Origin of the sequence: Propioniciclava sp. MC1683 (assembly GCF_014164675.1) — a bacterium.
Classification (GTDB): Bacteria; Actinomycetota; Actinomycetes; order Propionibacteriales; family Propionibacteriaceae; genus Propioniciclava.
On record NZ_JACJFX010000023.1, the window covers coordinates 1 to 23,650 of the forward strand.

Annotated in this window: 21 protein-coding genes, 2 tRNA genes and 1 pseudogene; 13 read left to right on the forward strand and 11 right to left on the reverse strand. The window is 71.9% G+C overall.

Going from position 1 to position 23,650, the window contains the following annotated elements:
* Nucleotides 1-183: 183 nt before the first annotated feature.
* Nucleotides 184-259: transfer RNA gene (locus tag H5397_RS12560), tRNA-His, on the forward strand.
* A gap of 177 nt (nucleotides 260-436) precedes the next feature.
* On the opposite strand, the gene H5397_RS12565 is transcribed toward H5397_RS12560, so the two are convergent.
* Both H5397_RS12565 and H5397_RS12570 read right to left on the reverse strand, forming a co-directional pair.
* Nucleotides 437-964, reverse strand: a complete 528-nt coding sequence (locus tag H5397_RS12565) for a hypothetical protein (RefSeq protein WP_182817841.1) — start codon at nucleotides 962-964, stop codon at nucleotides 437-439.
* Nucleotides 965-1,300: 336 nt separating this feature from the next.
* Entirely contained in the window at nucleotides 1,301-2,509 is a 1,209-nt protein-coding gene (locus H5397_RS12570; RefSeq protein ID WP_182817842.1) for a DUF480 domain-containing protein, read from the reverse strand.
* A gap of 72 nt (nucleotides 2,510-2,581) precedes the next feature.
* Between H5397_RS12570 and H5397_RS19175 the strand changes: the two are divergent.
* From H5397_RS19175 to H5397_RS12595, 6 genes and pseudogenes are all read left to right on the forward strand, one after another.
* Nucleotides 2,582-3,064 (forward strand): annotated as a pseudogene (locus H5397_RS19175) (catalase); the annotation flags it as partial.
* A gap of 84 nt (nucleotides 3,065-3,148) precedes the next feature.
* A complete protein-coding gene (locus H5397_RS19180) occupies nucleotides 3,149-3,466 on the forward strand; it encodes a catalase-related domain-containing protein (RefSeq protein ID WP_375539449.1) in 318 nt (105 codons plus the stop codon).
* Between the two features lie 72 nt (nucleotides 3,467-3,538).
* Nucleotides 3,539-4,369, forward strand: coding sequence for an ABC transporter ATP-binding protein (locus tag H5397_RS12580; RefSeq protein ID WP_182817844.1), 831 nt, complete (start codon nucleotides 3,539-3,541; stop codon nucleotides 4,367-4,369).
* Nucleotides 4,366-5,043, forward strand: a complete 678-nt coding sequence (locus H5397_RS12585; protein ID WP_182817845.1) for an ABC transporter permease — start codon at nucleotides 4,366-4,368, stop codon at nucleotides 5,041-5,043. Before H5397_RS12580 ends, H5397_RS12585 begins: the two co-directional genes overlap by 4 nt.
* On the forward strand, nucleotides 5,040-5,705 hold the full coding sequence (locus tag H5397_RS12590) for an ABC transporter permease (protein WP_182817847.1): 666 nt from the start codon (nucleotides 5,040-5,042) through the stop codon (nucleotides 5,703-5,705). Before H5397_RS12585 ends, H5397_RS12590 begins: the two co-directional genes overlap by 4 nt.
* A gap of 21 nt (nucleotides 5,706-5,726) precedes the next feature.
* Entirely contained in the window at nucleotides 5,727-6,671 is a 945-nt protein-coding gene (locus H5397_RS12595) for an ABC transporter substrate-binding protein (protein WP_182817848.1), read from the forward strand.
* Here the strand turns inward: H5397_RS12595 and H5397_RS12600 are convergent.
* Complete coding sequence (locus H5397_RS12600) at nucleotides 6,649-7,539, reverse strand: alpha/beta fold hydrolase (RefSeq protein ID WP_182817849.1); 891 nt, start codon at nucleotides 7,537-7,539, stop codon at nucleotides 6,649-6,651. The two genes, H5397_RS12595 and H5397_RS12600, sit on opposite strands and share 23 nt — an antisense overlap.
* 212 nt (nucleotides 7,540-7,751) lie before the next feature.
* Here H5397_RS12600 and H5397_RS12605 point away from each other — a divergent pair, with 212 nt between their 5' ends.
* The 4 genes from H5397_RS12605 to H5397_RS12620 all read left to right on the forward strand — a co-directional run bounded on the left by H5397_RS12605 (nucleotide 7,752) and on the right by H5397_RS12620 (nucleotide 11,226).
* Nucleotides 7,752-8,915, forward strand: a complete 1,164-nt coding sequence (locus H5397_RS12605; RefSeq protein WP_255438896.1) for a MurT ligase domain-containing protein — start codon at nucleotides 7,752-7,754, stop codon at nucleotides 8,913-8,915.
* A complete protein-coding gene (locus H5397_RS12610; protein WP_182817852.1) occupies nucleotides 8,912-9,646 on the forward strand; it encodes a type 1 glutamine amidotransferase in 735 nt (244 codons plus the stop codon). The genes H5397_RS12605 and H5397_RS12610 overlap by 4 nt, the downstream gene beginning before the upstream one ends.
* 136 nt (nucleotides 9,647-9,782) lie before the next feature.
* On the forward strand, nucleotides 9,783-10,238 hold the full coding sequence (locus H5397_RS12615; protein WP_182817853.1) for a MarR family winged helix-turn-helix transcriptional regulator: 456 nt from the start codon (nucleotides 9,783-9,785) through the stop codon (nucleotides 10,236-10,238).
* 79 nt (nucleotides 10,239-10,317) lie between these two features.
* The gene (locus H5397_RS12620; RefSeq protein ID WP_182817855.1) at nucleotides 10,318-11,226 is read left to right on the forward strand and encodes a hypothetical protein; all 909 of its coding nucleotides are present in this window, start codon (nucleotides 10,318-10,320) and stop codon (nucleotides 11,224-11,226) included.
* Nucleotides 11,227-11,286: 60 nt separating this feature from the next.
* Here H5397_RS12620 and H5397_RS12625 read toward each other — a convergent pair.
* The 6 genes from H5397_RS12625 to H5397_RS12650 form a co-directional block, all read right to left on the reverse strand.
* A tRNA-Lys gene (locus H5397_RS12625) sits at nucleotides 11,287-11,362 on the reverse strand.
* 233 nt (nucleotides 11,363-11,595) lie between these two features.
* Nucleotides 11,596-12,516, reverse strand: a complete 921-nt coding sequence (locus tag H5397_RS12630) for a hypothetical protein (protein ID WP_182817856.1) — start codon at nucleotides 12,514-12,516, stop codon at nucleotides 11,596-11,598.
* Nucleotides 12,517-12,719: 203 nt separating this feature from the next.
* The gene (locus H5397_RS12635; protein ID WP_182817858.1) at nucleotides 12,720-13,670 is read right to left on the reverse strand and encodes a carbohydrate ABC transporter permease; all 951 of its coding nucleotides are present in this window, start codon (nucleotides 13,668-13,670) and stop codon (nucleotides 12,720-12,722) included.
* Nucleotides 13,667-14,647 carry a carbohydrate ABC transporter permease gene (locus H5397_RS12640; RefSeq protein ID WP_182817859.1) on the reverse strand — a complete coding sequence of 327 codons (981 nt, stop codon included), beginning with the start codon at nucleotides 14,645-14,647 and terminating at the stop codon, nucleotides 13,667-13,669. The genes H5397_RS12635 and H5397_RS12640 overlap by 4 nt, the downstream gene beginning before the upstream one ends.
* 78 nt (nucleotides 14,648-14,725) lie before the next feature.
* The gene (locus H5397_RS12645; protein ID WP_182817861.1) at nucleotides 14,726-16,135 is read right to left on the reverse strand and encodes an ABC transporter substrate-binding protein; all 1,410 of its coding nucleotides are present in this window, start codon (nucleotides 16,133-16,135) and stop codon (nucleotides 14,726-14,728) included.
* 215 nt (nucleotides 16,136-16,350) lie between these two features.
* Nucleotides 16,351-16,641 carry a DUF3618 domain-containing protein gene (locus H5397_RS12650; protein WP_182817862.1) on the reverse strand — a complete coding sequence of 97 codons (291 nt, stop codon included), beginning with the start codon at nucleotides 16,639-16,641 and terminating at the stop codon, nucleotides 16,351-16,353.
* A gap of 71 nt (nucleotides 16,642-16,712) precedes the next feature.
* Between H5397_RS12650 and bcp the strand changes: the two genes are divergently transcribed.
* The gene (gene bcp, locus H5397_RS12655; RefSeq protein WP_182817863.1) at nucleotides 16,713-17,189 is read left to right on the forward strand and encodes a thioredoxin-dependent thiol peroxidase; all 477 of its coding nucleotides are present in this window, start codon (nucleotides 16,713-16,715) and stop codon (nucleotides 17,187-17,189) included.
* Nucleotides 17,190-17,554: 365 nt separating this feature from the next.
* On the opposite strand, the gene H5397_RS12660 is transcribed toward bcp, so the two are convergent.
* Nucleotides 17,555-18,634: a protein kinase gene (locus H5397_RS12660; protein WP_182817864.1), complete on the reverse strand. Its 1,080-nt coding sequence runs from the start codon at nucleotides 18,632-18,634 to the stop codon at nucleotides 17,555-17,557.
* A gap of 91 nt (nucleotides 18,635-18,725) precedes the next feature.
* Here H5397_RS12660 and H5397_RS12665 point away from each other — a divergent pair, with 91 nt between their 5' ends.
* Nucleotides 18,726-22,997 (forward strand): FtsK/SpoIIIE domain-containing protein, encoded by a 4,272-nt coding sequence (locus H5397_RS12665; protein ID WP_182817865.1) that lies wholly within the window; start codon nucleotides 18,726-18,728, stop codon nucleotides 22,995-22,997.
* Between the two features lie 12 nt (nucleotides 22,998-23,009).
* Here H5397_RS12665 and H5397_RS12670 read toward each other — a convergent pair whose 3' ends face one another.
* The gene (locus H5397_RS12670; RefSeq protein ID WP_220492255.1) at nucleotides 23,010-23,564 is read right to left on the reverse strand and encodes an excalibur calcium-binding domain-containing protein; all 555 of its coding nucleotides are present in this window, start codon (nucleotides 23,562-23,564) and stop codon (nucleotides 23,010-23,012) included.
* Nucleotides 23,565-23,650: the final 86 nt, after the last annotated feature.

The following is a 23,650-nucleotide window of genomic DNA, read 5'->3' on the forward strand; positions in this document are numbered from 1 at the left end:
CTGGCCTTCATCGACAACTTCTCCTCAAGCCGCACACCCCATCGTGGCCGGCCCCACCCCCTCACGCGGGGAAAGTCTGTGAGGCACAGCACCCTGCTACGCGGGGACTATGTGTGAGTGTCGTCGCGGATTCGCGAACCGCGCGCCGACGGGTTATGATGTCCTTCGCTGTTCGCAGCAATGGTGGGTATAGCTCAGCTGGTAGAGCACCTGGTTGTGGTCCAGGATGTCGCGGGTTCAAGTCCCGTTACTCACCCCAAACGGGTCAGGTTTGAACTTTCGACCAAGGTGCCGCCCTTGGTCGGGGGTTCAGCCTGGCCCTCTTTTCGTGCTTGGGCCGCCCAGCTCAGCGCGTCAGCGTGGCTCGGTAGACGTCGGCTGCGTTGGAGAGCAACTTCAGTGAGCCATCGAGGCTCTCTCTCGCCCCCGGGTCCGGTCACTCGTCGAGAAGCGAGCGGGCGATCTCGGTCAGACCCGCTTCTATCGCTTCCGGACTGGGCAGTGAGGGTCCGCTGGAGGCGACGAACGCCTCGAGAGCTACCGTCCACGCGTCCTGGCCCTCGCGCACCTGGAGCTGGGTGTCGTTCAGGATGAAGGCCTCGTCACCCAGACCCGTGACCTCCCGGTACATCTCCGCGTTGTCGCTGTGATCCCGCTTGAGTGCGTCGTGGTTCAAAGCACCCGGTTCAAACGCCGCGTGCAGGGCTCCGTACTCGGCGTTCGTCACCGGAAGCTTGCACCTGACCTGGTATGAGGACGGCTCGGGCTCGCCGAAGGTGAGTCCGGCGAAGACGGTATCCGGATCCACCGCGGTCAGCGCCTCGCACACCCGCGTCGCATCACTGGAGTCCGCGGAGTCGCCCGAGCCTTGAGTGTCGATCTGCTCGGAGGTCGATTCGGTGACAGGATCGGCGTCATTCGTGGTCTCGGCGGCACCTCCGCCGCATCCGGCGAGCAGAGCCACGGCCAGGACGGGAGCCGCTGCGGCGAGCAAAAAGCGTCGAATGCTTCGTGGAGGATACATCGGCGGACCTCTCGCGGAAGGAATCTTTCCACACTAATTGGATCGCATCGCGCATGCAAGCAACCGAGGTGCCTCACTTTGCCGACGCACCTCGTCGAGCGCGTCGGTCGCCCACGTCACGACATGGAACGGGTGCGCGCGGCGATGGTCACGCCCTGCTCGAGCAGGACCGGATGATCGACTCGACCGCGTGGGCCAGATGGTCACCGACGAGCGCGTCCACCTCGGAGGCCGTGAGAAAAGTCTGAGCCGTCTCGACCGTCATCATGTCCGGGCTCAGGCGTCCCGGCGGGCCAGCACGTAGAGCCGGTCGAACCGCTCCGACCCGTGCGGCGGCCGCAGTGCGCCGCGCGAGTAGGACTCCAGCACGGTGAGCCCCGCGGCCTCGGCGGCGGTGACCACCTGCGCGCGGTCGTGCAGCACGACGTCGAGGTCGACGGCGTGGCCCAGCCACTCATCGCCGTGGACGATCCCCTGCCCCTCGTGCAGGGCGACCAGCACCCAGCCCCCCACCCGCACCGTGCGGGCCAGGGTGGCCAGCGCGCCGGGCAGCTCGGACGCCGCGAGGTGGATCAGCGAGAACCACGCGACCACAACCCCCCAGGCCTCCGCCGTGCGCGGCCGCAGGAACTGCGCGAGGCTGGCCTGCTGCACCTCGAGCCCGGGGTGGGCGGCCCGGGCGGCGGCGACCATCGCCGGCGACGGGTCGAACCCGACGACCTGCGCCCCGCCCTCGGCGAGCCGCGCGGTGACGTGGCCGGGCCCGCAGCCCAGGTCGGCGACCGGGTGGTCCTCGGCCAGGCCGGGCACCTCGTCGAGCAGCCACGTATCGAAGGGGTGCCGCACCTCCGAGGACGGGTCGGCGGCGTAGGTCTCGGCGATCGTGTCGTAGGCGGCCACGACCTTGGCGTCCCGCGCCTGCGCTCCCCCGGCCAGCACCGACTCGCGGTCGACCGCGGGGCCCGGCCCGGCGTCCGGGACCACGGGGCCCAGCAGGTGCACCCAGCGCCGGTCCTTCTCACCCGGACGCCGGTCCAGCTCGCGCACCAGGGGCGGGTCCGCGGCCGCCAGCCGACGCAGGGCGGCCTCGGCGGCCTCCTTGTCGGCGAAGGGGTGCAGGCGCTCGGTCCGGGTGCGCAGCTCGCCGGCGGTCTGCTCGCCGCGCAGCAGCAGCACGGTCAGCAGGGCCACGCCCTCGTCGTCGAGGCCGAGCGACTCCTCCAGCAGCTGGTGGTGCTTCAGCACCCGCGAGCCCTTGCCCGCCCACACGACGCGCAGCAGGTCGCGGCGCTTGAGCTCGCGGCAGCGCTCCTCGAGCTCGGCCTCCTCGTGGTGGGTGACCGGATCGCGGCTCGTGGTCTGGTTGCACGCCGAGCGCAGGGCGTTCAGCGACAGCGGGTAGGACGCCGGCACCGTGCGCTGCTTCTCCAGCAGGGCCCCGAGGATGCGCTGGTCGAGGGCGTCGAGGACGGGCAGGTCGGCCATGGTCCGATCGTACGGCGACCCGGTCACCCGTGGGGGTGGCGCGTCCCGGGACGCGGGTGGCCAGAGTGGGGGGACGAGGCGGTCACCATCAATGGCGCCGACCCCGACTTCCACCGCCGCGACCTGTACGGCGCGATCGAGGCCGGCGACTTCCCGCAGTGGGACCTCGGCGTCCAGGTCTTCGACGACGCCTTCGCCGACAGCTTCGACTTCGACGTGCTCGACCCCACCAAGCTCATCCCCGAGGAGCTGGTCCCCGTCCGCGTCGTGGGCCGCCTCACGCTCGACCGCGTGGTCACCAACGTGTTCGCCGAGACCGAGCAGGTGGCGTTCATGACGCAGAACATCGTGCCCGGCATCGACTTCAGCGACGACCCGCTCCTGCAGGGCCGCAACTTCAGCTACCTCGACACCCAGCTCAAGCGCCTCGGCTCGACCAACTTCAGCCAGCTGCCGGTCAACGCCCCGCACTGCCCGGTCGCGCACTTCCAGCGGGACGGGCACATGCAGGGCACGCTGCAGGAGGGGCGCGCCAACTACGAGCCCAACTCGTTCACCGGCGCCGAGCGTGGCCCGCGCGCCGACACCGCGGGCGGCTTCGCGACCCACCCCGACGGCGACGTCGGCCCCAAGCGCCGCATCCGTGCGGAGTCGTTCGCCGACCACTACAGCCAGGCGAAGCTGTTCTGGGACAGCCAGACCCCCGTCGAGCAGGACCACATCGTCGCCGGGTTCGAGAAGGGCGGGGCCCTGGTGGACCTCATCGGCCCCTCGGTCGGCCTCGAGGTCGGCGGCCGGCCCATGGACCACGCCGACGCGGCCGCGCTGTTGGAGGCGGCCGGACTGGCCGAGGCGGTGGGATCCGACGGGGTCGTGGCCGTCGAGGAGTCCTCGGTGAAGGCGTTCTGGGAGGCCTGCGGCGGCGTCCGGGTCTGGGACCGTGACGTCCGGCCCTGAGCGGGCGGACGCTAGGGTGGGTGGCCCAGGCGTGGTCGACTGACTGCGGCAGCGAGCAGCGAGGGCGACCCCATGATCGAGCTGACCGGCATCACGAAGCGGTACCCCGACGGGACCGTCGCGGTCGACGACTTCAGCGCGCAGTTCCCGCCGCACCGCACGACGGTGTTGCTGGGCAGCTCGGGCAGCGGCAAGACGACGATCCTGCGCATGGTGAACCGGATGGTCGACCCGACCTCCGGCACCATCACCATCGACGGGACCGACATCGCCACGCGCGACCCGGTCCGGCTGCGCCGCAGCATCGGCTACGTCATGCAGAACGGCGGGCTGCTCCCCCACCGCACGGTGCTGGACAACATCGCCACCGTCCCGCTGCTCAACGGCACGGCGAAGGCGGACGCCCACGCCCGCGCCCGGGAGCTGATGGGTCTGGTGGGGCTGGAGGAGAAGCTCGGACGCCGCTACCCCAGCCAGCTGTCGGGCGGCCAGCAGCAGCGGGTGGGCGTCGCCCGCGGCCTGGCGGCCGACCCCAACATCCTGCTCATGGACGAGCCGTTCGGCGCCGTCGACCCCCTCGTGCGGCGCGAGCTGCAGGACGAGCTGCTGCGGATCCAGTCGACGCTGGCCAAGACCATCGTGTTCGTCACCCACGACGTCGACGAGGCCCTGCGCCTGGGTGACCAGGTCATCCTGCTCGCGCAGGGCGGCAAGGTCGCCCAGCGCGGCACCGGCCCCGAGTTGTTGGCGAATCCGGCCTCCCCCTTCGTGTCCGGCTTCCTCGGCCTCGAACGGGGCGAACGCGAGCTGACCGAACGTGACGGCGTCCTCGTCGACGCCCACGGCCGCGCGGCCGGGGTCCTGCGCCGGACCCCGCCCGGGGCGACGGAGCCCGGCCCGTGAACTGGGTCCTGGCCAACCTCGACGTCGTCGGGCGCCACACCGTCAGCCACCTGGTGCTGGCGCTCCCGCCGATCGTGCTCAGCCTGCTGCTCGCGGTGCCGCTGGGCTGGCTGGCCAACCGGGTGCGCTGGCTCCGGACGCCGCTGCTCACCGGCGCCGGGCTGTTCTACGCGATCCCGTCCCTGCCGTTGTTCGTCGTGCTCCCGGTGGTGATCGGCACCGGCATCCGCGACCCGCTCAACATCATCATCGCGTTGACGCTGTACGGGCTGGCCCTGCTCGTCCCGGTGGCCGCGGACGCCCTCCGCCAGGTCGACCCGCGGGCCCTCGACGCCGCCGACGCCATGGGCTACCCGGCCGTCCGGCGCTTCCTCGCCGTCGACCTGCCGCTCGCCGGCCCCGCCCTGCTGGCCGGCCTGCGGGTGGTGGCCGTCAGCACGGTCTCGCTGGTCACGGTGGGCGCCGTGCTCGGCATCCCCAGCCTGGGGATGCTGTTCACCGACGGCTTCCAGCGCGGCATCATCGCCTCGGTCCTGACCGGCATCGTCGCCACCGTCGTGCTCGCGCTCGTGCTCGACGCCCTGCTCGTGCTCGGGGGCCGCGTCCTGCTGCCCTGGACCCGCCGCGGCCCGCGGCCGGTCGCCGACCTCGCGACGAAGGCGGCCGGCGCATGAGGTACCTCGTGGACGCCCTCGCCTGGATCGCCGACCCGGCCCGCTGGCCCGGCCCCGACGGCATCGGCACCCGCCTGGCCGAGCACTTCGGCTACTCCGTCGTCGGCGTGCTCATCGCGTGCCTCGTCGGCATCCCCGCCGGCTGGTGGGTGGGCCACACCCGCCGCGGCCGCGGGCTCGCGGTCGGCCTGTCCGGCGCCGCCCGCGCCCTGCCGACGCTGGGCCTGGTCACGCTGCTGGGCATCCTGCTCGGCATCGGCCTGGTCGGCCCGATGGTCGCCTTCGTCGTGCTCGCCCTGCCGTCGGTGCTCGCCGGCGCCTACTCCGGCGTCGAGGCGGTCGACCCGCTCGCTGTGGACGGCGCGCGGGCGTCCGGGATGACCGAGGCCCAGGTGCTCACCCGCGTCGAGATCCCCCTCGGCATGCCCCTGCTCGTGGGCGGCGTCCGGTCGGCGTTCCTCCAGGTGATCGCCACCGCGACGCTGGCCGCCTACGTGGGCGCCGGCGGCCTGGGCCGCTACCTGTTCCTCGGCCTGAAGACCCAGGACTACCCCCAGATGCTCGCCGCGTCCCTGCTCGTCGTCGCACTCGCGCTGGTGTGCGACCTCGCCTTCGCCGTCCTCCAGCGCGCCGCCACGCCCGCCGGCGTCCGGCACCCCTGACCCCCACGAAAGGAACCCGCCATGTCCCCGCTCACCCGCCGCCGCCTCGTCGGCCTCGCCGCCCTCGGCGGCCTCGGCGTGCTCGCCGGCTGCTCCACCTCCGACCCCCTGCAGTCCTCGGCACCCGCCCCCGGCACCGCAGCGCCCGGCACGACCGCGGCGGGCGGCGGCACGCTCGTCGTCGGCTCGCAGCAGTACTACTCCAACGAGATCATCGCCGAGCTGTACGCCCAGGCCCTCGAGAAGGCCGGCTACACCGTCGAGCGGCAGTTCCAGATCGGCCAGCGCGAGGTGTACCTGCCCGAGCTCGAGGCCGCGAAGATCGACGTGCTGCCCGAGTACTCCGGCAACCTGCTGCAGTACTACGACAAGGAAACCCAGGTCTCCGACGCCGCCAGCGTCACTGCGGCGCTGGCCTCCGCCCTGCCGGACGGGCTGCGGGTGCTGGCCGCGGCCGACGCGTCCGACCAGGACTCGTACACGGTCACGAAGGCCTTCGCCGACGAGCACGGTCTGGCCTCGATCGCCGACCTGGCCAAGGCGCCGCAGCCGGTGAAGCTGGCCGCCAACAGCGAGTTCGCCACCCGTCCCTATGGCCCCGAGGGCGCGAAGGCGACCTACGGCGTCGACATCGAGCTGGTTCCGGTCGAGGACTCGGGCGGCCCGCTGACCGTGCGCGCGCTCAAGGACGGCACCGTGCAGGTCGCCGACCTCTACACGGCCGACCCCGCCATCGCCAAGGAGGGCTTCGTCGTCCTGGAGGACCCCGAGGGCCTGATCCTGCCGCAGAACGTCGTGCCGCTGGTGTCGGAGAAGGTGGACGCCGCCGCGGCGGCCGCAATCGAGGCGGTCAACGCCAAGCTCACGGCGTCCGAGCTGCAGCAGCTCAACGCGCGCAGCGTCGACGAGCAGGCACGCTCGGCCGACATCGCCCGCGACTGGCTCACCGCCCAGGGACTCGCCTGAGGAACTCGCGGACGGCCGGGGTCACCCGTTCCGGCCGGTCGCGCTGCACCCAGTGCCCGGCGCCGTCGACCACGAGCAGGGTGGCGTCGGGCAGGGCCTTCGCCGCCGCCTTGGCATAGGCCACCGGGACGCCGGAGTCGTGGGTCCCGTGGACCACGAGCGTCGGCGTCCGGACCTCGCCGAGGCGCGGCGCGTAGTTGGTGCGCAGCCGGTCCGGCAGGATCTGGTCGCGCTGCCACTGCTCGAACGCGGTGAACGCGTCCGGCCGGGCCACCTCGGCCATGACCGCGTCGAACAGTTCGGGGGTGCACTCGGCCGGGTTGCGCACGATGCTGCGCAGGCTGGCCCGCATCAGGGTGCGGTTCCGCGCCGACCGGCGCATGATCCGGCCCATCGCCCCGGTGCGCACCGCGACCCACGACAGCGCCTGCGCCGGCATCGCGGCGAGGCCTCCGTACTGGTGGTCGGCCAGCCCGTAGGAGCCGAACAGCATCAGCCCGCGAACCCGCTCGGGGTGGTCGAGGGTGAACCCCAGCGCCATGCCCCCGCCCAGCGAGAGCCCACCGAGGGTGACGCGGTCGAGGCCGAGGGCGTCCACGAACTCACCGACGTAGGCGACGAGCCGCTCCTGGGTGTGGGGCCACGGCGGCAGCGGGCTCTCGCCGTAGCCGGGGTGGTCGGGGGCGTACACGCGGTGTCCGGCGTTCGCGAGGGCGGCACCGAGGCCGCCCCAGGACAGCCAGGCGTTGTCCGCCCCGCCCCCGTGCAGCAGCACCACCGCCGGGGCCTGGCCCGCGGCGTCCGGCTGCCACGCCAGGTAGGAGACGGGCCCCCAGCCCAGGTCGATCGTGGTCCGCTCAGGTCGCATGCCACCTCCCCCGTCGTGTGGGGACATTTCACCACACGCCGTGCTGGCACAATGAGCGGGTGCCGAATGAACTGACGAAGCGGGCCGCGCCCGCACGACGTCCGTTGACCGACCGCGTGCGGCTGGGCGCGGGCACGGTGCTGGGGGACGCCGCCGCGCTCGCGTCCCGCGTGCTGGGAAAGGGCTCGGGGGCGTCGATCCGCGGGCAGGTGCTGACGCGGGTGCACCCCGGCGCGTTCGGCACCCTCGTCAAGGGACGCCGCATCGCCTCGGTGACCGGCACGAATGGCAAGACGACGACCTCGCACCTGCTGGCCGCCGCGATCCGGGCCGGGCTCGGAACCGACGCCGCGAGGCTGGTGACCAACGCCGACGGGGCGAACCTGCACTACGGCATCGCCTCGGCGCTGGCGAAGGCGCCGAAGGCCGACCTGGCGGTCCTCGAGACCGACGAGCGCGTCGTGGCCGACCTGATCGCCGCCGGACGCCCCGAGGTGCTGGTCATGCTCAACTTCAGCCGCGACCAGCTCGACCGCAACCACGAGATCAAGTTCCTCGCCCGCTCCTGGCGCGAGGCGCTCGAGCGCGCGGGCGAGGCCGGCCCGGTCGTCGTCGCGAACTCCGACGACCCGCTCATCACCTGGGCCGTCGAGAAGGCCCGCCGCGTCATCTGGGTCGACACCCCCTCGAAGTGGTCCGCCGACGCCGTGCTGTGCCCCGCCTGCGGCGGCATCCTCGAGCGCGTCGACCCCAACCCCGACGAGCCACAGGGCCGCTGGGACTGCCCCTCCTGCCCGCTGACCGAGCACTCCCCCGACTACCAGGTCCGCGACGGCCTGATCGCGCTGCCCGACGGCCGTGTGGTCGACCCGCAGCTCAAGGTGCCCGGCTCGTTCAACGTCTCGAACGCGGCCTGCGCCCTCGCGGCGGCGGTCGAGATGGGCGTCGGCGTCGAGGACGCCCTGCGCGGCTTCCGCACCGTCGAGGCCCCCGCGGGCCGGTTCTCGGTGGCCACGTTCGGCGACGTGTCGGCGCGGCTGATCCTGAGCAAGAACCCCGCGGGCTGGGCCGAGTCGCTGGCCCTGCTGTCGACCCCGACCGTGGTGCTGGCGATCGACGCGGTCGCCGCCGACGGCAAGGACGTCAGCTGGCTGTGGGACGTCGACTTCGAGCAGCTGGCCGGCAAGCACGTCGTCTGCACCGGCCCCCGCGCGTACGACCTGGCCGTGCGCCTGGAGTACGCGGAGGTCTCCCACACGGTCGTCCTCGACCTGGCCGACGCGCTGCGCGCGGTCACGGACGCCCCCCAGCCGGTCGACCTGATCTCGACCTACACCCCGTTCCAGAAGCTCCTGAAGATGGCAGGCCTGCGATGAACCCCACGCCCGTGAAGATCGTCGTCGTCTACCAGTCCCTGCTCGGCATCTACGGCGACCAGGGCAACTCCCGCGTCCTGCAGCAGCGCGCACGCTGGCGCGGCATCGACGCCGAGGTGGTCTTCGCCGAGCCCGGCACCCCCCTGCCCGAGGACGGCGCGATCTACCTGCTCGGCGGCGGCGAGGACGCCGCCCAGACCACCGCGGTGCGCGAGCTGCGGGCCGACGGCGGCCTGTTCCGGGCGCTGGACGCCGGCGCCGTCCTGTTCGCCGTGTGCGCCGGCTACCAGATCTGCGGGCACACCTTCACCATCGGCGGGGCCGAGGAGGAGGTCCGCGAGGGACTGGGCGTCCTCGACGTGACGACACGCCGCGGGGCCTCCCGCGCCGTCGGCGAGGTCCTGACCCACTGGACGCGCCCCGACGGCTCCGACTACGTGCTGACCGGCTTCGAGAACCACGGCGGCCACACCTTCCTGGGCCCGGACGCCACGCCGCTGGCCCGCGTCGAGGTCGGGGTGGGCAACAACGGCGACGGGACCGAGGGGGCCGTGTCGGCGTCCGGTCGGGTGATCGGCACCTACCCGCACGGGCCGGTGCTGGCCCGCAACCCAGCCCTGGCCGACCACCTGCTCGAGCTGGCCCTGGGCCGCACCCTCGAGCCGCTGGCCCGGGCCGCCGAGCAGCACGAGGGACTGCGCGCCGAGCGGTTCGCGTTCGTCCGCCGCTGAGCCCGACTGGGCGCTCGGCCCCGACCACCGGCCCCTGATTCCTCCGGGAGGGATCAGGGGCCGCGGCGTTCCCGATTCCCTGCGGCCCTCCGCCGGTCGTCCTAGTATGTAACTAGTTACATATTGAGGAGGGGTGATGGGACCGACCAACCGTCAGTCCGTGTTCGCCGGGGTGCTGTTGCTGGCCAACCGCATGCAGACCACCTTCGACGGCGAGCTGCCCGACCTGACCCTGAAGCAGTGGCTGGCACTGACGGTGATCGCGCACCTGCCACAGCCGGTGGCGTCCACCGCGGTGGTCGCGGACGCCCTGGGCACGACCCATCAGAACGTCAGCAAGCTGGTCGCGGCGCTGGCGTCCGCCGGGTTCGTGGAGCTCACCCCCTCCCCCGACGACCGGCGCGCACGCCGCATCGCCCTGACGGCGTCCGCGCATGCCTACTTCGCCGCGCACGCCGGCCAGGGCGAGCAGGTGCTCGACCGGCTGTTCGCCGGCACCACGGACGCCGACGTGGCCGCCTGCCTGCGCGTGCTCGACACGATGGCACGCCAGCTCACCGGCGAGAACCTGATGCCGAAGGAGGACCTGTGATGAAGCTCTCGACGCTGCTGAAGCGCTCCGTGGCGGTGCTGGGCGGCGGCTGCTGGTCGGCTGGGCCGGCCTCGAGCTGGTGCGGCCACTGCCCGACGACCACCTCGACCCGGCGACCTACCAGCGCACCGCCACCGGGACGCGCGCGGTCGTGGTGCCGTTGACGATCCGGGTGGCCCCGGTGACGAGCCTCGCGCTCCAGAACTCCGACCTCGAGGCCACCCTCGAGCGGGACGAACGCGGGAACATCCACATCGTGTTCGCGGTCACGGACACGTCCGGGCGGCGAATCGAGGGCGCCTTCCACGAGAACAGCCCCCTGCCGAGCCTGCCCACCCAGCTGCTGGCCCCGGTGGGGGCGTCCGCCCGGACACCGGTGATGTTCCCGCACTTCGTGCTGCACGACTTCGACTTCGTGCGGCTGAGCGGCCGCATGGAGGTCACGGTGGACGGTCACCCGCTCCAGTTGGGGGGAATCCCGGTTCCGCTGGTGGCCCAAGGACAGCCCCGGAGCTTCGTGAAGTTCGTGCCCGAGACCGACATCCTGGAGGTCTTCCCGGCCGACGTCACGGAGCTGCGGCACGCGATGACGGACGCCGATCGCGACACCGTGACCGAGGGCGAGGTCACCCACCTGTTCGCCGGGGACGCTCTGGAGCGGATCCGCGTCCGCACCACAGAGGTCGTGTTCGACCCGCCGCTGGACCTGCGTGCTCGCGGCGAGGGTGACTGGTCGATTCGGACAGAGGGCCACGGCGGTGGCGTGCAGGGTCGCTACGTGGTGTCGGACGCCGACGCCCAGGCGCGGCTGCAGCTGCGGATCACACGGGCGGTCCTCCCCCACCAGCGCGACGTGCTGTACCGGCTGTTCGTCAACGAGAAGTCGTTCTTCGGGACGTGGCCCCTCGCCTACTGCTACGACGGAACCTTCGACCTGGATGCCGGGACCGTGTCGGCCCGGTGGTTCAACGACGCACCCTTGGGGTGAGATCAGCGCCGCCCCCCTCATGGCAGAAGGCCCGGAGAGGAGCTCTCCGGGCCTTCTGGTTGGTACACCGCCAGGGACTCGAACCCTGAACCCGCTGATTAAGAGTCAGCTGCTCTGCCAGTTGAGCTAGCGGTGCGCGCGATGAAGAACGTTACACCCGCGGATACCTCATGCAAAATCGAGGTGACGCAACCGATGACAACAAGCCGCTGGGCTGGGGCCCCCGCTCGACGGTGGGCGGGGCGGGCGCTCCGTGGCGGGTTCTGGCAGGTGGTCCGACCACTTCGTGCCACCGGACGCCCGCAGCCGCCTCCCGTGGCCGTTCCATGTCACGGTGTGGTCGGTAGTCCGACCACTTTCTGCCACGGATCAGAGCGTGCAGAGGGGACAGCGACTCAGGTGCCCGTCCCAACCCCGGGCCCGCAACGCCCTCGCCACCTGATCGGCCACCTTGCAGGGACGCGTCCGCACATCGACGGTGCCGTAGCGCAGCGTCCCGATCCCCACGATGACGTGCTCGTTGTCCTTCTCGAGGTCGCGCAGCACACGCCGCAGGTGGTGGCGTCCGTCTAGTTCGACGGCAAGCCTCCAGCGCTCGTACCGGACGTCGTGGCGCCACGGCCCCACCGTCGACACCTGGCGCAGGCCGACCGGTAGCCCGTGGGCCCGCTCGACGTCACGCCGGTAGACCCACTCGAGCGTGCTCTCGATGCCGCCGTAGTCGCGCAGCACGTCGCGGACCATCTGCGCATTCGGCAGGCGGGGTCGCTCCTGGCTGCGGGTGGCGACGTCGACCACGCGGACGAGCCCCTCCCGGACGGTGTCGGCCAGAACCCCCACCCAGCGCTCGAGGGTGCAGTCGGCGGCGATGTCGAGCAGGGCGTCGTCCAGACGAATCGCCGGGAGTGAACCGCGGGCGTCCCCGAGGCGTCCGCGGATGTCGCGGGAGAACACCCAGCCGGGCCGGTTCGCCGGCCGCCGGTCCGGGGGCGTCCACGTCGTGACGAGGCGTGGCACGGGCACCACCTGGGCGCGGGCCAGGGCGGCCCACCCGCCGAGTGCGGCCCCGGGGCCGCCGAGGAGGACGCCCGCCCACAGGCGGCCCTGGTCGGTGATGGACGGGGCTGGCACGATGATTCCCCTGGCTGGCTGGATCCACGCGCCGGTGCCCAACAGGCGACGCATCGGCGTCCGGCCGATCTCGGCCAGCACCTGGGCGCGGGTCAGGACGCCGCCCTGCCGGGATGCGCGTCGCAGGAGGGTCTCGGGGACCTCAGTTCGCTCGAACACACCGATACCTTAGGAACGCCTGATCACCCGAGGATCCGTGGCACGAAGTGGTCGGACTACCGGCCACAACGTGCCATGGAACGGCCACGGGCGGCGGCTGAAGCCGTCCAGTGGCAGGAACTGGTCGGACTACCGGCCAGAACCCGCCACCGAACACAGCGGTGCCCCGGAGCCACGGCTCCGGGGCACCACTGGACGAGGGGTCAGCCCTTGACGCCACCGGCCAGCATGCCGCGCACGAAGAAGCGCTGCAGTGACAGGAACACGATCAGCGGCACGATCATGGCCACGAACGCACCCGCGGAGAGCACGTGCCAGGCCTGGCCACGGCTACCCACCATCTCGGCGATCATCACCGTGATCGGGCGGTAGTCCGAGCTGGCGAACGTGAGGCCGACCAGCAGGTCGTTCCAGACCCACAGGAACTGGAAGATGCCGAACGAAGCGATCGCGGGGACCAGCAGGGGCATGAGCACCTGGAAGAACACGCGCACGTGGCCGGCACCGTCGACGCGGGCCGCCTCGATCAGGGACGCCGGGATCTCCCGCATGAAGTTGTGCAGCAGGAAGATCGCCAGCGGCAGGCCGAAGATGGTGTGCGACAGCCACACCGTCCAGTAGGTGCCGACCAGCCCGAACTGCACGTACTGAGTGAGCAGCGGGATCAGCGTCACCTGGATCGGCACGATCTGCAGCGCGAACACGGCCACGAAGAGCCAGTCGCGCCCCTTGAAGTCGATCCACGCGAACGCGTAGGCCGCCAGCAGGGCCAGGATGATCGGGATGATCACCGAGGGCAGGGTGATGACGATCGTGTTGACGAACGGCTGCACCAGGTCGCCCGAACCGGTCAGGACGGCCTCGTAGTTGGCCAGGCTGAACTCGGGGTTGGTGAAGACCGTCCACCACCCGGTGCGCCGGATGTCGGCGGCGGGGCGGAACGACGTGACCAGCAGGCCGGCCGTGGGGATCGTCCACACGATCGCGATCACGATCGCGATGATGGACGCCGCGGGCGAGCTCAGCCGGTTCTTGGCGTCGACCGCGCGCTGCTCGGCGCGGGTCAGCTTGCGCGTCGGACCGTGGGCGGCCGAACGGCTCTCGGTCGCGGCGGCCGGCACGGAGGCCGGTGCCGGCGGATTCGACTGGGTCATCGCTCCCCCTCCGAGATGCGCATCTGGCGCACGTTGTAGACGATCAGGGGCATGACCAGCACGAACAGCAGCACGGCCAGCGCCGCACCGATGCCCTGCGCCTGGCGGCCGAACGTCTGCGTGTAGAACTCGTTCGCCACGATCGAGGTGTCGAACTGGCCACCGGTCATCGTGCGGACGATGTCGAAGGCCTTCAGCGTCGCCATGGCGATCGTGGTCAGCACGACGATGATCGCCGAGCGCACGCTGGGCACCGTGATCTGCCAGAACAGGCGCATGCCCGTGGCGCCGTCCACGTTGGCGGCCTCGATCGTCTCGTCGGGGATCGCCTTGATGGCGGCCGACAGCACCGTCATCGCGAAACCGGTCTGGATCCAGACCATGACGATGATGAGGTAGAAGGTGTTGATCGGGGCGTTCAGCAGGAACTGCTGGGGCTCCAGACCCATCCACACGAGGATCTGGTTGAGCAGACCCGTCTGCGGGACGCCCTTGGCCTTGTACTCGTAGACGAACTTCCAGATGATCGACGCGCCCACCATGGAGATGGCCATGGGCAGGAAGATCAGGGTCTTGGCGAACTTCTCGAACCGGGTGCGGTCGACGAGGACGGCGTAGACCAGGCCCAGCGCGGTCGACAGCAGCGGCACCAGCAGCACCCACAGGAAGGTGTTCCGCAACACGGTGAGGAACAGGTCCTGGGTGAAGATGCTGACGTAGTTCTCGAGCCCGACGAACTCGCTCAGGCTGTTGTTGTACAGCGAGTTGCGGATCGTCATGAACGCCGGAATGAGCAGGCCCATGACGATCAGCAGCAGCGCAGGGCCGAGGTACCCGCCGGCCGCGACCCAACGCGGCAGGCTCGGACGATCGACCAGCACCAGCACGGCGGCCATCACCAGCGCGAACAGCGCGATGGCGAACAGCATGACGAGGAACTTCTCGATCGTGGTGTCCGGTTGCATCAGCCAGTCCATGCGTACTCCTTTCCTTTCTCAGGGGAAGGGGCCCCGGCCAGCCGGGGCCCCTTCTGAAGGTGTCAGTCGCTCAGCAGATCACTGCTTGGGCCACGAGGCCTCGATGGCGGTGGCGGCGTCCTGGGTGCTCTTGCCGAGCGCGATCCAGTCCGTCATCTCCTTCCAGAAGGAACCGGCGCCGACGGCGCTGGGCATCAGGTCGGAACCATCGAAGCGGACGACGGCGTCGTCGGCGGTGATCAGCTCGTAGCTCATCTTGTCGATCGGCTTGACCAGCTTGTTGGGGTCGAGCTCGCTGTTGGCGGAGAGCCAGCCCCCGTTGGGCGTGGCGTCAGCCTTGGCGTTGGACCACTCGGGGCTGGTCAGGTAGGCCTGCAGCGCGGCCACCTCGGGGGCGTCGCGGAACGCGAGCGCGAACTCGCCACCCACGAGCACCGGAGGCGTGGCGCTCTCGCCCGGGAGCGGGAAGGCCCACACGTCACCGTTCTCGCTCACGTCGGCGTCGGGGTCGGCGGTCTGCCAGTTGGCCTGGTAGAAGGACGCCTGGCGGTGCATGAAGCACATGCCGTCGAGGATCGGGAAGCCCGCGTCGGTGAACGGCGTGGTCGCGATCGTCGTCACGCCACCCAGGCCACCGTTGACGTACTGCTCGTTCTTCAGGATCGAACCGGCCTTGTCGATCGCCTCGATGACCACCGGGTCGTTGAACGGGATCTCGTGGTTGACCCACTGGTCGTACTGCTCGGGCGTGCCGACGCGCAGCATCATGTCCTCGACCCAGTCGGTGGCCGGCCAGCCGGTCGCGCCTCCGGACTCGATGCCGGCGCACCAGGCCTTGCTGGTGGTGTCGTCGGCCGGGATGTCGGCGGTGATCTTGTCGGTCAGTGCCATGAGCTCGTCCCACGTCTTGGGGATCTCGTAGCCCTTCTCGGCGAACGTCTTCGGGGAGTACCAGACGAACGACTTGGCGTTGGCGCCGATCGGGATGCCGTAGTACTTGCCGTCGACCATGCCGACGTTCTTCCAGAACTCCTTGTAGTACTTGTCGACGTTCGCGGTGGCGGCCTCGCCGACCGGGACGACCTTGTCGGCGTTCTCCTTGACCAGGGTCTGGAGGAGGCCGGGCTGCGGGATGTAGGCGAGGTCAGGAGCGTTGCCGGCCTTGACGCGGACGGGGAGCTGGGCCTCGAACTCGCGGCTGCCCTCGTACTCGACCTTGGCGCCGGTGCACTCCTCGAAGGGAATGAAGGCGTCGATGTGGGGCTTGGCCTCGGCGTCGCTGGCGATCGACGTGTAGACGGTGATCGTCTTGCCGCTCAGGTCACCGTAGGACTCGAAGGCGGCACAGTCGGTGGCGCCGCCACCCGTACCACCACCGGCGGTCGAGCCGCCGGGTGCCGGGGTCGCGCCACCGGAACACGCGGAAACGGCGAGGACCGCACCGGCGGAGAGTGCCACGAACATTCCACGCTTGGTCTTGCTGGTCATCAAACCTCACTTCTGTGTGGGGGCGTGGCACGCTGACGTGCCACTGATGAGGCAACCGTAGACCCGCGCGGCGGCGGTCGTGAAGGTGGGGCCCGGCATCGTTACCAAGCCTTGACTCTGCCATGGCACAAAGTCCGGCGGGGTGCAGGAAACCCTCAGTCAGGCCACCTTTGGCTCGATTTGATGAGTGAAGGGGGCGCCGCGTGGGCCCGCCGTCAGCCGCGCGCGATGGAGCGGGCCACAATGAGGAAGGCGACTCCGCCGAGGACGGCAACGGCGAGTGCGGCCAGGCGCGTCGTGCGCGGGGTGCCGTCGACGGCGACGAACTGGGCCTTGGCGGCCTGGAACTCGCCGGCGGCGAAGGCCTTGGCGTCCTGCACCGTGCGGGCGGCGACGGCCTTCGGGTGGGCCTGGGTGATCAGGCCCTCGACGTTGCTCGCCAGCCGGGCGCGCGCGGCCGCGATCTCGGCCTGGATCTGCTCCTTGGAACGGGTGCCCTCTGCCACGTTCGGTCCTCTCCCCTGACGCCACGGACTGGTTCGGGGACCACCCTATGCCATTGGCTACGCTGGCGCCCATGGCCAAACTGAAGGTGGGCGACGCCGCCCCGAGCTTCTCCCTGCCCGACGCCGACGGCATCCTCGTCTCCCTGTCCGACTACGCCGGACGCCGCGTGATCGTCTACTTCTACCCCGCGGCGATGACCCCAGGGTGCACCACCCAGGCCGTCGACTTCACCGCCAACGCCGCCGACATCGACTCGGCCGGCTTCGACGTGGTCGGCATCTCCCCCGACACCCCGGCCAAGCTGGCCGCGTTCCGCGAGAAGGAGACGCTCGACGTCACCCTGCTGGCCGACGAGGACCGCGCGGTCATGAACGCCTACGGCGCCTACGGCACGAAGATGCTCTACGGCAAGGAGATCGAGGGCGTCATCCGCTCCACCTTCGTCGTCGACGTGGACGCCGAGGGCAACGGCACCATCTCCGTCGCGCAGTACAACGTGCGCGCCACCGGGCACGTCAACAAGCTGCGCCGCGACCTCGGCATCTGACCCCCTCCGTCCAAGGTCCTGTGGACGGGTCCGTGGAGAACAGCCGGTGAACTGTGGGCAACATGTGGATGTCCCTGTGGGTGACAAATTCCAACGAAGTAGTTCCTGACTAGGGGTTGTGCTCCTGTCGGGACTCGCGTAGAAATGTTCCTACGCAGCCCTTCGGGGCAGCTGGCGACACCAAGGGAAGCGATTCCTCTCGACGGGCTTCGGCCCATCGGACCAGCCGGGTGACAGGCCGGACGGGAATCAGGTACCGCGGAGTCGTCGATCGGAGTAGTCACCACGACCCGGTCAACCAGAGAGCCCCCTGGAACTCATACTTCCAGGGGGCTCTCGCCATGTCCGGGGCCGGGGGGCGGGCGTCAGAGCCCGGGGCGTCCGAGGATGACCCACACGACGGCGGCCACGACCAGCAGCGTGCCCACGACGGCCGCCCACACCCACGCACGGCGGTACCACGGCGTCGCGACGACGGCGGGCACCTCCTCGGCGACCGGCACGGGGACGGCGTCGGGGCGCACCATCGTGTGCTCCACGGGGTCGCCCAGCCGGGGCGCGGGGCCGGTCAGGTCGGCGGCCGGCAGGTAGCGCGCCGCACCGACCCGGGACGCCGCGGGTCGCCCCGGCCTGCTGCCGGGCACCGGGCCGAGCGGGCGCAGGCCCGCCAGGGAGTCCACGAGCCCGGCCAGCGCCTCCGCGGCGGCCGCGGCTCCCGGGCGGAGGGCGGGCTCGGGCGCGAGCATGCCCGCCAGGGCGTTCCACAGCCGCGGGGGCACGTCGAGCGTCGCCGGCCGACCCTCGCCGGCGGGCGCCCTGCCGGTCAGCAGCTCGTACAGCAGTGCCCCGGCTGCGCGCACGTCGTCGGCGGGGGTGGCCGCCGCGGGGCCGCCGAGGCCCGGCAGCACCGGGTCGGCGAGCCGGGCCGAACCGGGCGTGAGCCGGCGCCAGTAGGAGGGCAGCAGGACGTTCTGGACGCGCACCGCGCCGTGTACCAGGCCCGCCCCGTGGAGCGCCGCCAACCCCGAGAGCACGCCCGCGACCAGCGCGACCGCCGTCTTCGGGGGCAGGGGCCCCTCGCTGCGGAGCACCTCCGCGAGGCTGCCGGCGTCCATGAAGTCGGTGACCACCGCCGTGCGGTGCCGCTCCTCGACCAGGTCCCGGATCGCGACGAGGTGCGGGTCGCGGAGCTCGCGCAGCGGCGAGCCGGCGCGCAGGGTGCGGCGCAGGGCAGATCGGTCGGTGACCTCGGCCGGGGCGAGCACGCGGGCGGCCACGGGCTCCCCGGAGCGGGTGTCGACACCGCGCCAGACCGTACCGAGGGTGCCGCCGAGCATCCGCCCCTCGAGGCGGAAGGCCTTGCCGAGCCGGGGATCGGACAGCCGTGCGTCGTCGGGGGTGGCAGCCACGGCGTCCTCCTCTCGGCTGGTGGCGAGTCGGTCCACCACCCTAGTGCCTTGGCAGAATGGCGGTCCCGGCACCTAGCATGCTGGGCGGACCCACCCCAGGGCTCGCCGCCTACCCCGAGGAGAACCCGTGCGACTCGTGACCGACCTGGCCGGCGTGCGCCACGAGGTCGAGGTGCTGCGCACCTCGCCGTCGGCGACGCTGGCCGACCTGGTCCGCGAGGCCACGGGCGTCGACCTCCGCCCCGAGAAGGCGCTGTGGGTCGATCAGGCCCGGCACGTGGCCGGCGACACCCTCGAGAAGGTCGGCCTGCTCGAGGGCTCCACGATCGGCCAGCACCGCATCGCCGACGAGAACCCCGCGCGGGACTGGACGGCCGTGCTGTCGGGCGGGCTGCACGCGGGCACCGTGGCCCGGGTGCCCACGAGCCGGCCGCTGTTGGTCGGCCGCTCCCCCAACGCCGACATCATGCTCGACTCCCCCAGCGCGTCGTGGTCCCACTTCAGCCTCGAGCGGGAGGGCGAGGGCATCCGGGTGCGCGACACCGGCTCGACCAACGGCACCCTGGTCAACGGGGCGCCGGTCGAGGCCGACGGCGTCCTCGTGGAGGGTGACGCGCTGGTCGTGGCCGGCGGCAACGCGATCCACGTGACCCGCGACCTCGGCGAGCAGGTGGCCCCTCGGGCGGGCACCCTGCACAACGTCACCCAGGCCGGCACCGCACCGTTCAACCGCCCGCCGCGGCGGGGCCGCCTCCCCGCGCCGCCGCAGACGGAGCCGCCGACGAAGAAGGAGATCCCGGCCGCCACCCGGTTCAGCTTCATCACCGTGCTCGCGCCCCTGGTGCTCGCCGCGGCGATGGTGGCGATGATGGGCGACCTGCGCTACGGCGCGATCGCCGCGCTCAGCCCGATTCTGGGTGTCGGCACGTGGTTCGAGCAGAAGCAGCGCCGCAAGCGCGAGACCGCCGAGGAGGAGGAGCGCTTCGCCGGGGCGATCGAGGAGTTCCGGGCGGCGCTGGGCCGGGCCGGCGACGTCGAGCGCGCGCGCCGGCGCGACGAGGTGCCCGATCCGACGACCGTGCTGCGCCGGGCGGCGCTGCCCACGACCCGGCTCTGGGAGCGGCGTCCGACCGCCGACGGCTTCCTGGCCCTGCACGCCGGCACCGGCGACATCCCGTGGACGCCGCCGGTCGACGCCTCCTCCCTTCAGCGTGCCTCCGCCGACGTGAAGGCCGTGGTGGAGGACTTCACAGTCCCCGCCGCCCCCGTCGAGGTGGACCTGACCGACGCCGGCGTCGTCGGCATCGTGGGCGACCGCGAGGGCTGCCTCGCCGTCGCGCGCAGCCTCGTCGTCCAGGCCGCCACGCACTGCGGCCCGGCCGACCTCACCGTCGTCGCCTGCTGCGACCCCGGGCGAGAGGAGGCGTGGTCGTGGGCCACATGGCTCCCCCACACCCGGATGCTGTCGGACGCCGGCGGCGACCGCTGGGTCTCGGCCCAGCGCGAGCGCAGCGAGGGGCTCCTGCGCGGGCTGCGTGACAGCATCGACGGCCACCCGACACCCCAGGTGCTGCTCGTCCTCGACACCGACATCCTCACCGAGGGCCGCGAGGCCCCCGCCCGCACCCTGCTCGGCCACGGCCGCCCGCTGCCGACCGCGGGGCTGTCCGCGCCGAAGGCGCCCACGCAGGTGTCCGGCATCGTCGTGGCGTCCTCGGTCGAGCAGTTGCCCGCGGCCTGCACGACCGTCATCACCGTGGGGGCGGACGCCGCGGGCTCGGTCGCCCGGCCCTTGGACCGCGAGCTGGTCGAGGACGTCGTCCTGGCCGGCATCGACACCGCCACGGCGCAGCGCGGTGCACAGAACCTGGCCCGGTACGACGACCCCGAGCTGGTCGTGCCCGGCGCGGGCCTGCCGTCGCTGGTCACCCTTCCCCCGCTGCTGGGCCTGGAGGAGATGACCCCCGAGCGCATCGGCCGGCTGTGGTCGTCGGCCCGCGGGGTCTCCACCCCGATCGGTATCGGCGAGGGGGGCTCCTTCAGCCTCGACATCGTCCGCGACGGCCCCCACGGGCTCGTCGGTGGCACCACCGGCTCGGGCAAGTCCGAGTTCCTGCGCTCCCTGGTCGCCGGGCTGGCCGCCCGCAACTCCCCCGAGAAGCTGACGTTCATCCTCGTCGACTTCAAGGGCGGTGCCGCCTTCAAGACCTGTGAGCGCCTGCCCCACACCATCGGCACGATCAGCAACCTCGACGAGCAGCTGGCCGACCGGGCGATCCGGGCGCTCGAGGCCGAGATGCACCGCCGCCAGCAGCTGTTCGCGGCGGCGGGCGAGGGCGTCGACAACCTCGACGCCTACCTGGCCACCAACCCGGCCGAGCCGATGCCCCGCCTGCTGCTGGTGATCGACGAGTTCGCGATGCTCGCCAAGGACTACCCCGAGGTGCTGAAGTCGCTCGTGGCCGTGGGTGCGGTGGGCCGCACCCTGGGCGTCCACATGATCCTGGCCACGCAGCGCCCGGCCGGCGTGGTGAACGAGGACATCCTGGCCAACACGAACCTCCGCGTCGCCCTGCGCGTGCAGTCGCGGGAGGACTCGACCAACGTCATCGGCGTCCCGCACGCGTCGGCGATCAGCCGCGAGCAGCGCGGCCGCGCGTACGTGAAGCTGGGGCAGGACGACATCACCCCGGTCCAGACCGCGCTCGTCACGGGCCGTGCCCGGGCCGGGCAGGAGGCGTCGCTGGTGCTGCGCCCGGTCGTGTTCGGCCGCCCGCCGGCACCGCCGCCGCCCCCGCCGAGCACCACCGACGAGACCGACCTGGACCTGCTCATCGACGCGGTCGTGGCGGCCAACGAGGCCGCCGGCTTCGCCCCGCCGCGCCGCGTCTGGCCCGAGGCGCTGGCCGAGCGCGTCGACCTCGCGGGCTTCCCCGCCACCCGCGGCGAGGTGCCGGTTCCCGTGGCCGGCGGGCTGCGCGGGCAGCAGGTCTTCTTCGGCCTGTCCGACGAGCCCGACCGGCAGCGGCAGGTGAACGCGGGCTGGGACCTGGCCCGCGGCAACGTGCTGCTGGCCGGCATCCCCGGCAGCGGTACCTCGACCGCCCTGTCGACGATCGCCCTGACCATGGCCCGCACGTGGGCGCCCGCCGACCTCGACCTCTTCGTCCTCGACATGGGCTCGCGCGACCTCGCACCCCTGGAGAACCTCCCCCACACCGTGTCCTACGTTGGGCCCGGGCCGGGGGCCCGCGAACGGCAGGTGCGCCTGTTCAGCCACCTGCGCGCGGAGCTGGAGCGACGCCGGGCCACCCCGGGCCCGCACCGCCGGCTGGTGTTGCTGCTGGACGGGCTGGCGTCCCTGCGCGACGAGTACCAGGACTACGACGGCCAGATGGTGCTCGACTCCTTCTACCGCACCTACGCCGAGGGCCCCGAGCTCAACCTCTGGGTCGCGGCCACGACCACGCGCGTGAAGGCCATCCCCTCGGCGATGGACGAGGTCACCACCCAGAAGTGGCTGTTCCGCCTCGCCGACCCGTACGACTACAGCGCCGCCGGCCTGCGCCCCAAGGACGCCCCCGCGCAGGTTCCCGGCCGCACGGTGGGGGCCGAGTCGAAGCTGCAGACCCACGTCGCCACCCCCGGGTGCTCCCTCGAGGACGCCGTGGGCCTGGTCCGCCGGGCCTGGCCCGACGCGGCCCGGAAGACCTCCGTGGTGCGGGCGCTGCCCGACCGGGTCACCGTGGATGAGCTGGAACCCGGCGAGGCCGTGGGCGAGCCGTGGCGCCTCCCCGTGGGGCTGCGCGGCACCGACCTGGGCACGGCCTTCCTCGAGCTGTACGAGGGCGAGCACGCCCTGGTGGCCGGCCCGGCGCGCTCCGGCAAGTCGACCGCGCTGCTCGGCCTGGCCGCGTCGGTGCGGGCCTTCCGGACGCCCGACGGGAAGGCCCCGCTCGTCTACGGGCTGTGCCAGCGCCGCTCACCGCTGGCCCAGGCGGCCCTGGACAAGGTCGCCGTCGGCACCGACCAGGTGGCCGCGCTCGTCGCGTCGGTGCGCCTGGCCCGCGGCCCGGTCGTGCTGCTGGTCGACGACGCGGAACAGTTCGACGACACGGACGCCTCGCTGTCGGGCCTGCTCGGGGCCGGCCTGCCGAACCTGCACATCGTCGCGGCCGGCCGTTCCGACGACCTGCGCAGCCTGTACTCCCACTGGACCAAGACCCTCCGCAAGGCCCGCGCTGGCCTGCTGCTGCAGCCCAACGTCGACTACGACGGCGAACTGTTGGGGGTCACCCTGCCGCGCAAGTCGATGGTGCCCCTGACCCTCGGGCGGGGCTACCTGTGCCAGTCGGGCGGCACGACGCTGGTGCAGTCGGCGGGTCCCGACGCTCGCTGAGAGGTCGTCGACCTACTCGCAGGCGATCCCATCGTTGTCCCGGTCCAGGTGCGACGCGTAGCCGGGCTCGCCCCGACGAATGGGGGCTGCTCCGGCCGCCCGTGCGGCCGTGCAGTTCTTGTAGTAGACCGCCTTGGGTGCCGGGGCCTTGGTCGCCTTGGGGGCGGGAGCCTTGGTCGCCGGCGGTTGGGTGGCGGCGCCGCCGTTGCCGACGAAACCGGTGATCTGGGTGGGTGCGGGCTCGGGCTGCGGCTCCGGTTCAGGGGTCGGGGTCGGGGTCGGGGTCACAAGGACGGTGACGGGAGCAGGAGTGACCGTCACCGTCACGGGCGCCGCCGTGACCGTCACGGTGACCGTGGGTTCGGGGAGCGGCTGGCTGGCGGGAACCGCGACTGACGACTGCGGGGCCATTGCCGACCCCACGACCATCGCGACCAGGCCTCCCGCCGCCACCTGCGCTGACCGTTTCCGGTCCCCGATGTGCGCCCAAGCCACGCGTCCACGCACCAGACCCCACAAGGCGACGATGAGGGCGCCCAGCCCGAGCAGGATGAGAATGCTGTCCATGGCGATGCCCCCACAGGTCCGGTTCGGAAAGGAGGGCGGCGGACGTGCCCGCGCCTCTCCTAGCCACACGGTAATTGGGAAGTCAC

Coding starts and splice junctions, on each gene's coding strand:
- H5397_RS12595 (WP_182817848.1), top strand. CDS start 5,727: ATGTCCCCGCTCACCCGCCGCCGCCTCGTCGGCCTCGCCGCCCTCGGC.
- H5397_RS12635 (WP_182817858.1), bottom strand. CDS start 13,670: ATGACCCAGTCGAATCCGCCGGCACCGGCCTCCGTGCCGGCCGCCGCG.
- H5397_RS12600 (WP_182817849.1), bottom strand. CDS start 7,539: ATGCGACCTGAGCGGACCACGATCGACCTGGGCTGGGGGCCCGTCTCC.
- H5397_RS12615 (WP_182817853.1), top strand. CDS start 9,783: ATGGGACCGACCAACCGTCAGTCCGTGTTCGCCGGGGTGCTGTTGCTG.
- H5397_RS12640 (WP_182817859.1), bottom strand. CDS start 14,647: ATGGACTGGCTGATGCAACCGGACACCACGATCGAGAAGTTCCTCGTC.
- H5397_RS12645 (WP_182817861.1), bottom strand. CDS start 16,135: ATGACCAGCAAGACCAAGCGTGGAATGTTCGTGGCACTCTCCGCCGGT.
- H5397_RS12670 (WP_220492255.1), bottom strand. CDS start 23,564: ATGGACAGCATTCTCATCCTGCTCGGGCTGGGCGCCCTCATCGTCGCC.
- H5397_RS12570 (WP_182817842.1), bottom strand. CDS start 2,509: ATGGCCGACCTGCCCGTCCTCGACGCCCTCGACCAGCGCATCCTCGGG.
- H5397_RS12590 (WP_182817847.1), top strand. CDS start 5,040: ATGAGGTACCTCGTGGACGCCCTCGCCTGGATCGCCGACCCGGCCCGC.
- H5397_RS12580 (WP_182817844.1), top strand. CDS start 3,539: ATGATCGAGCTGACCGGCATCACGAAGCGGTACCCCGACGGGACCGTC.
- bcp (WP_182817863.1), top strand. CDS start 16,713: ATGGCCAAACTGAAGGTGGGCGACGCCGCCCCGAGCTTCTCCCTGCCC.
- H5397_RS12610 (WP_182817852.1), top strand. CDS start 8,912: ATGAACCCCACGCCCGTGAAGATCGTCGTCGTCTACCAGTCCCTGCTC.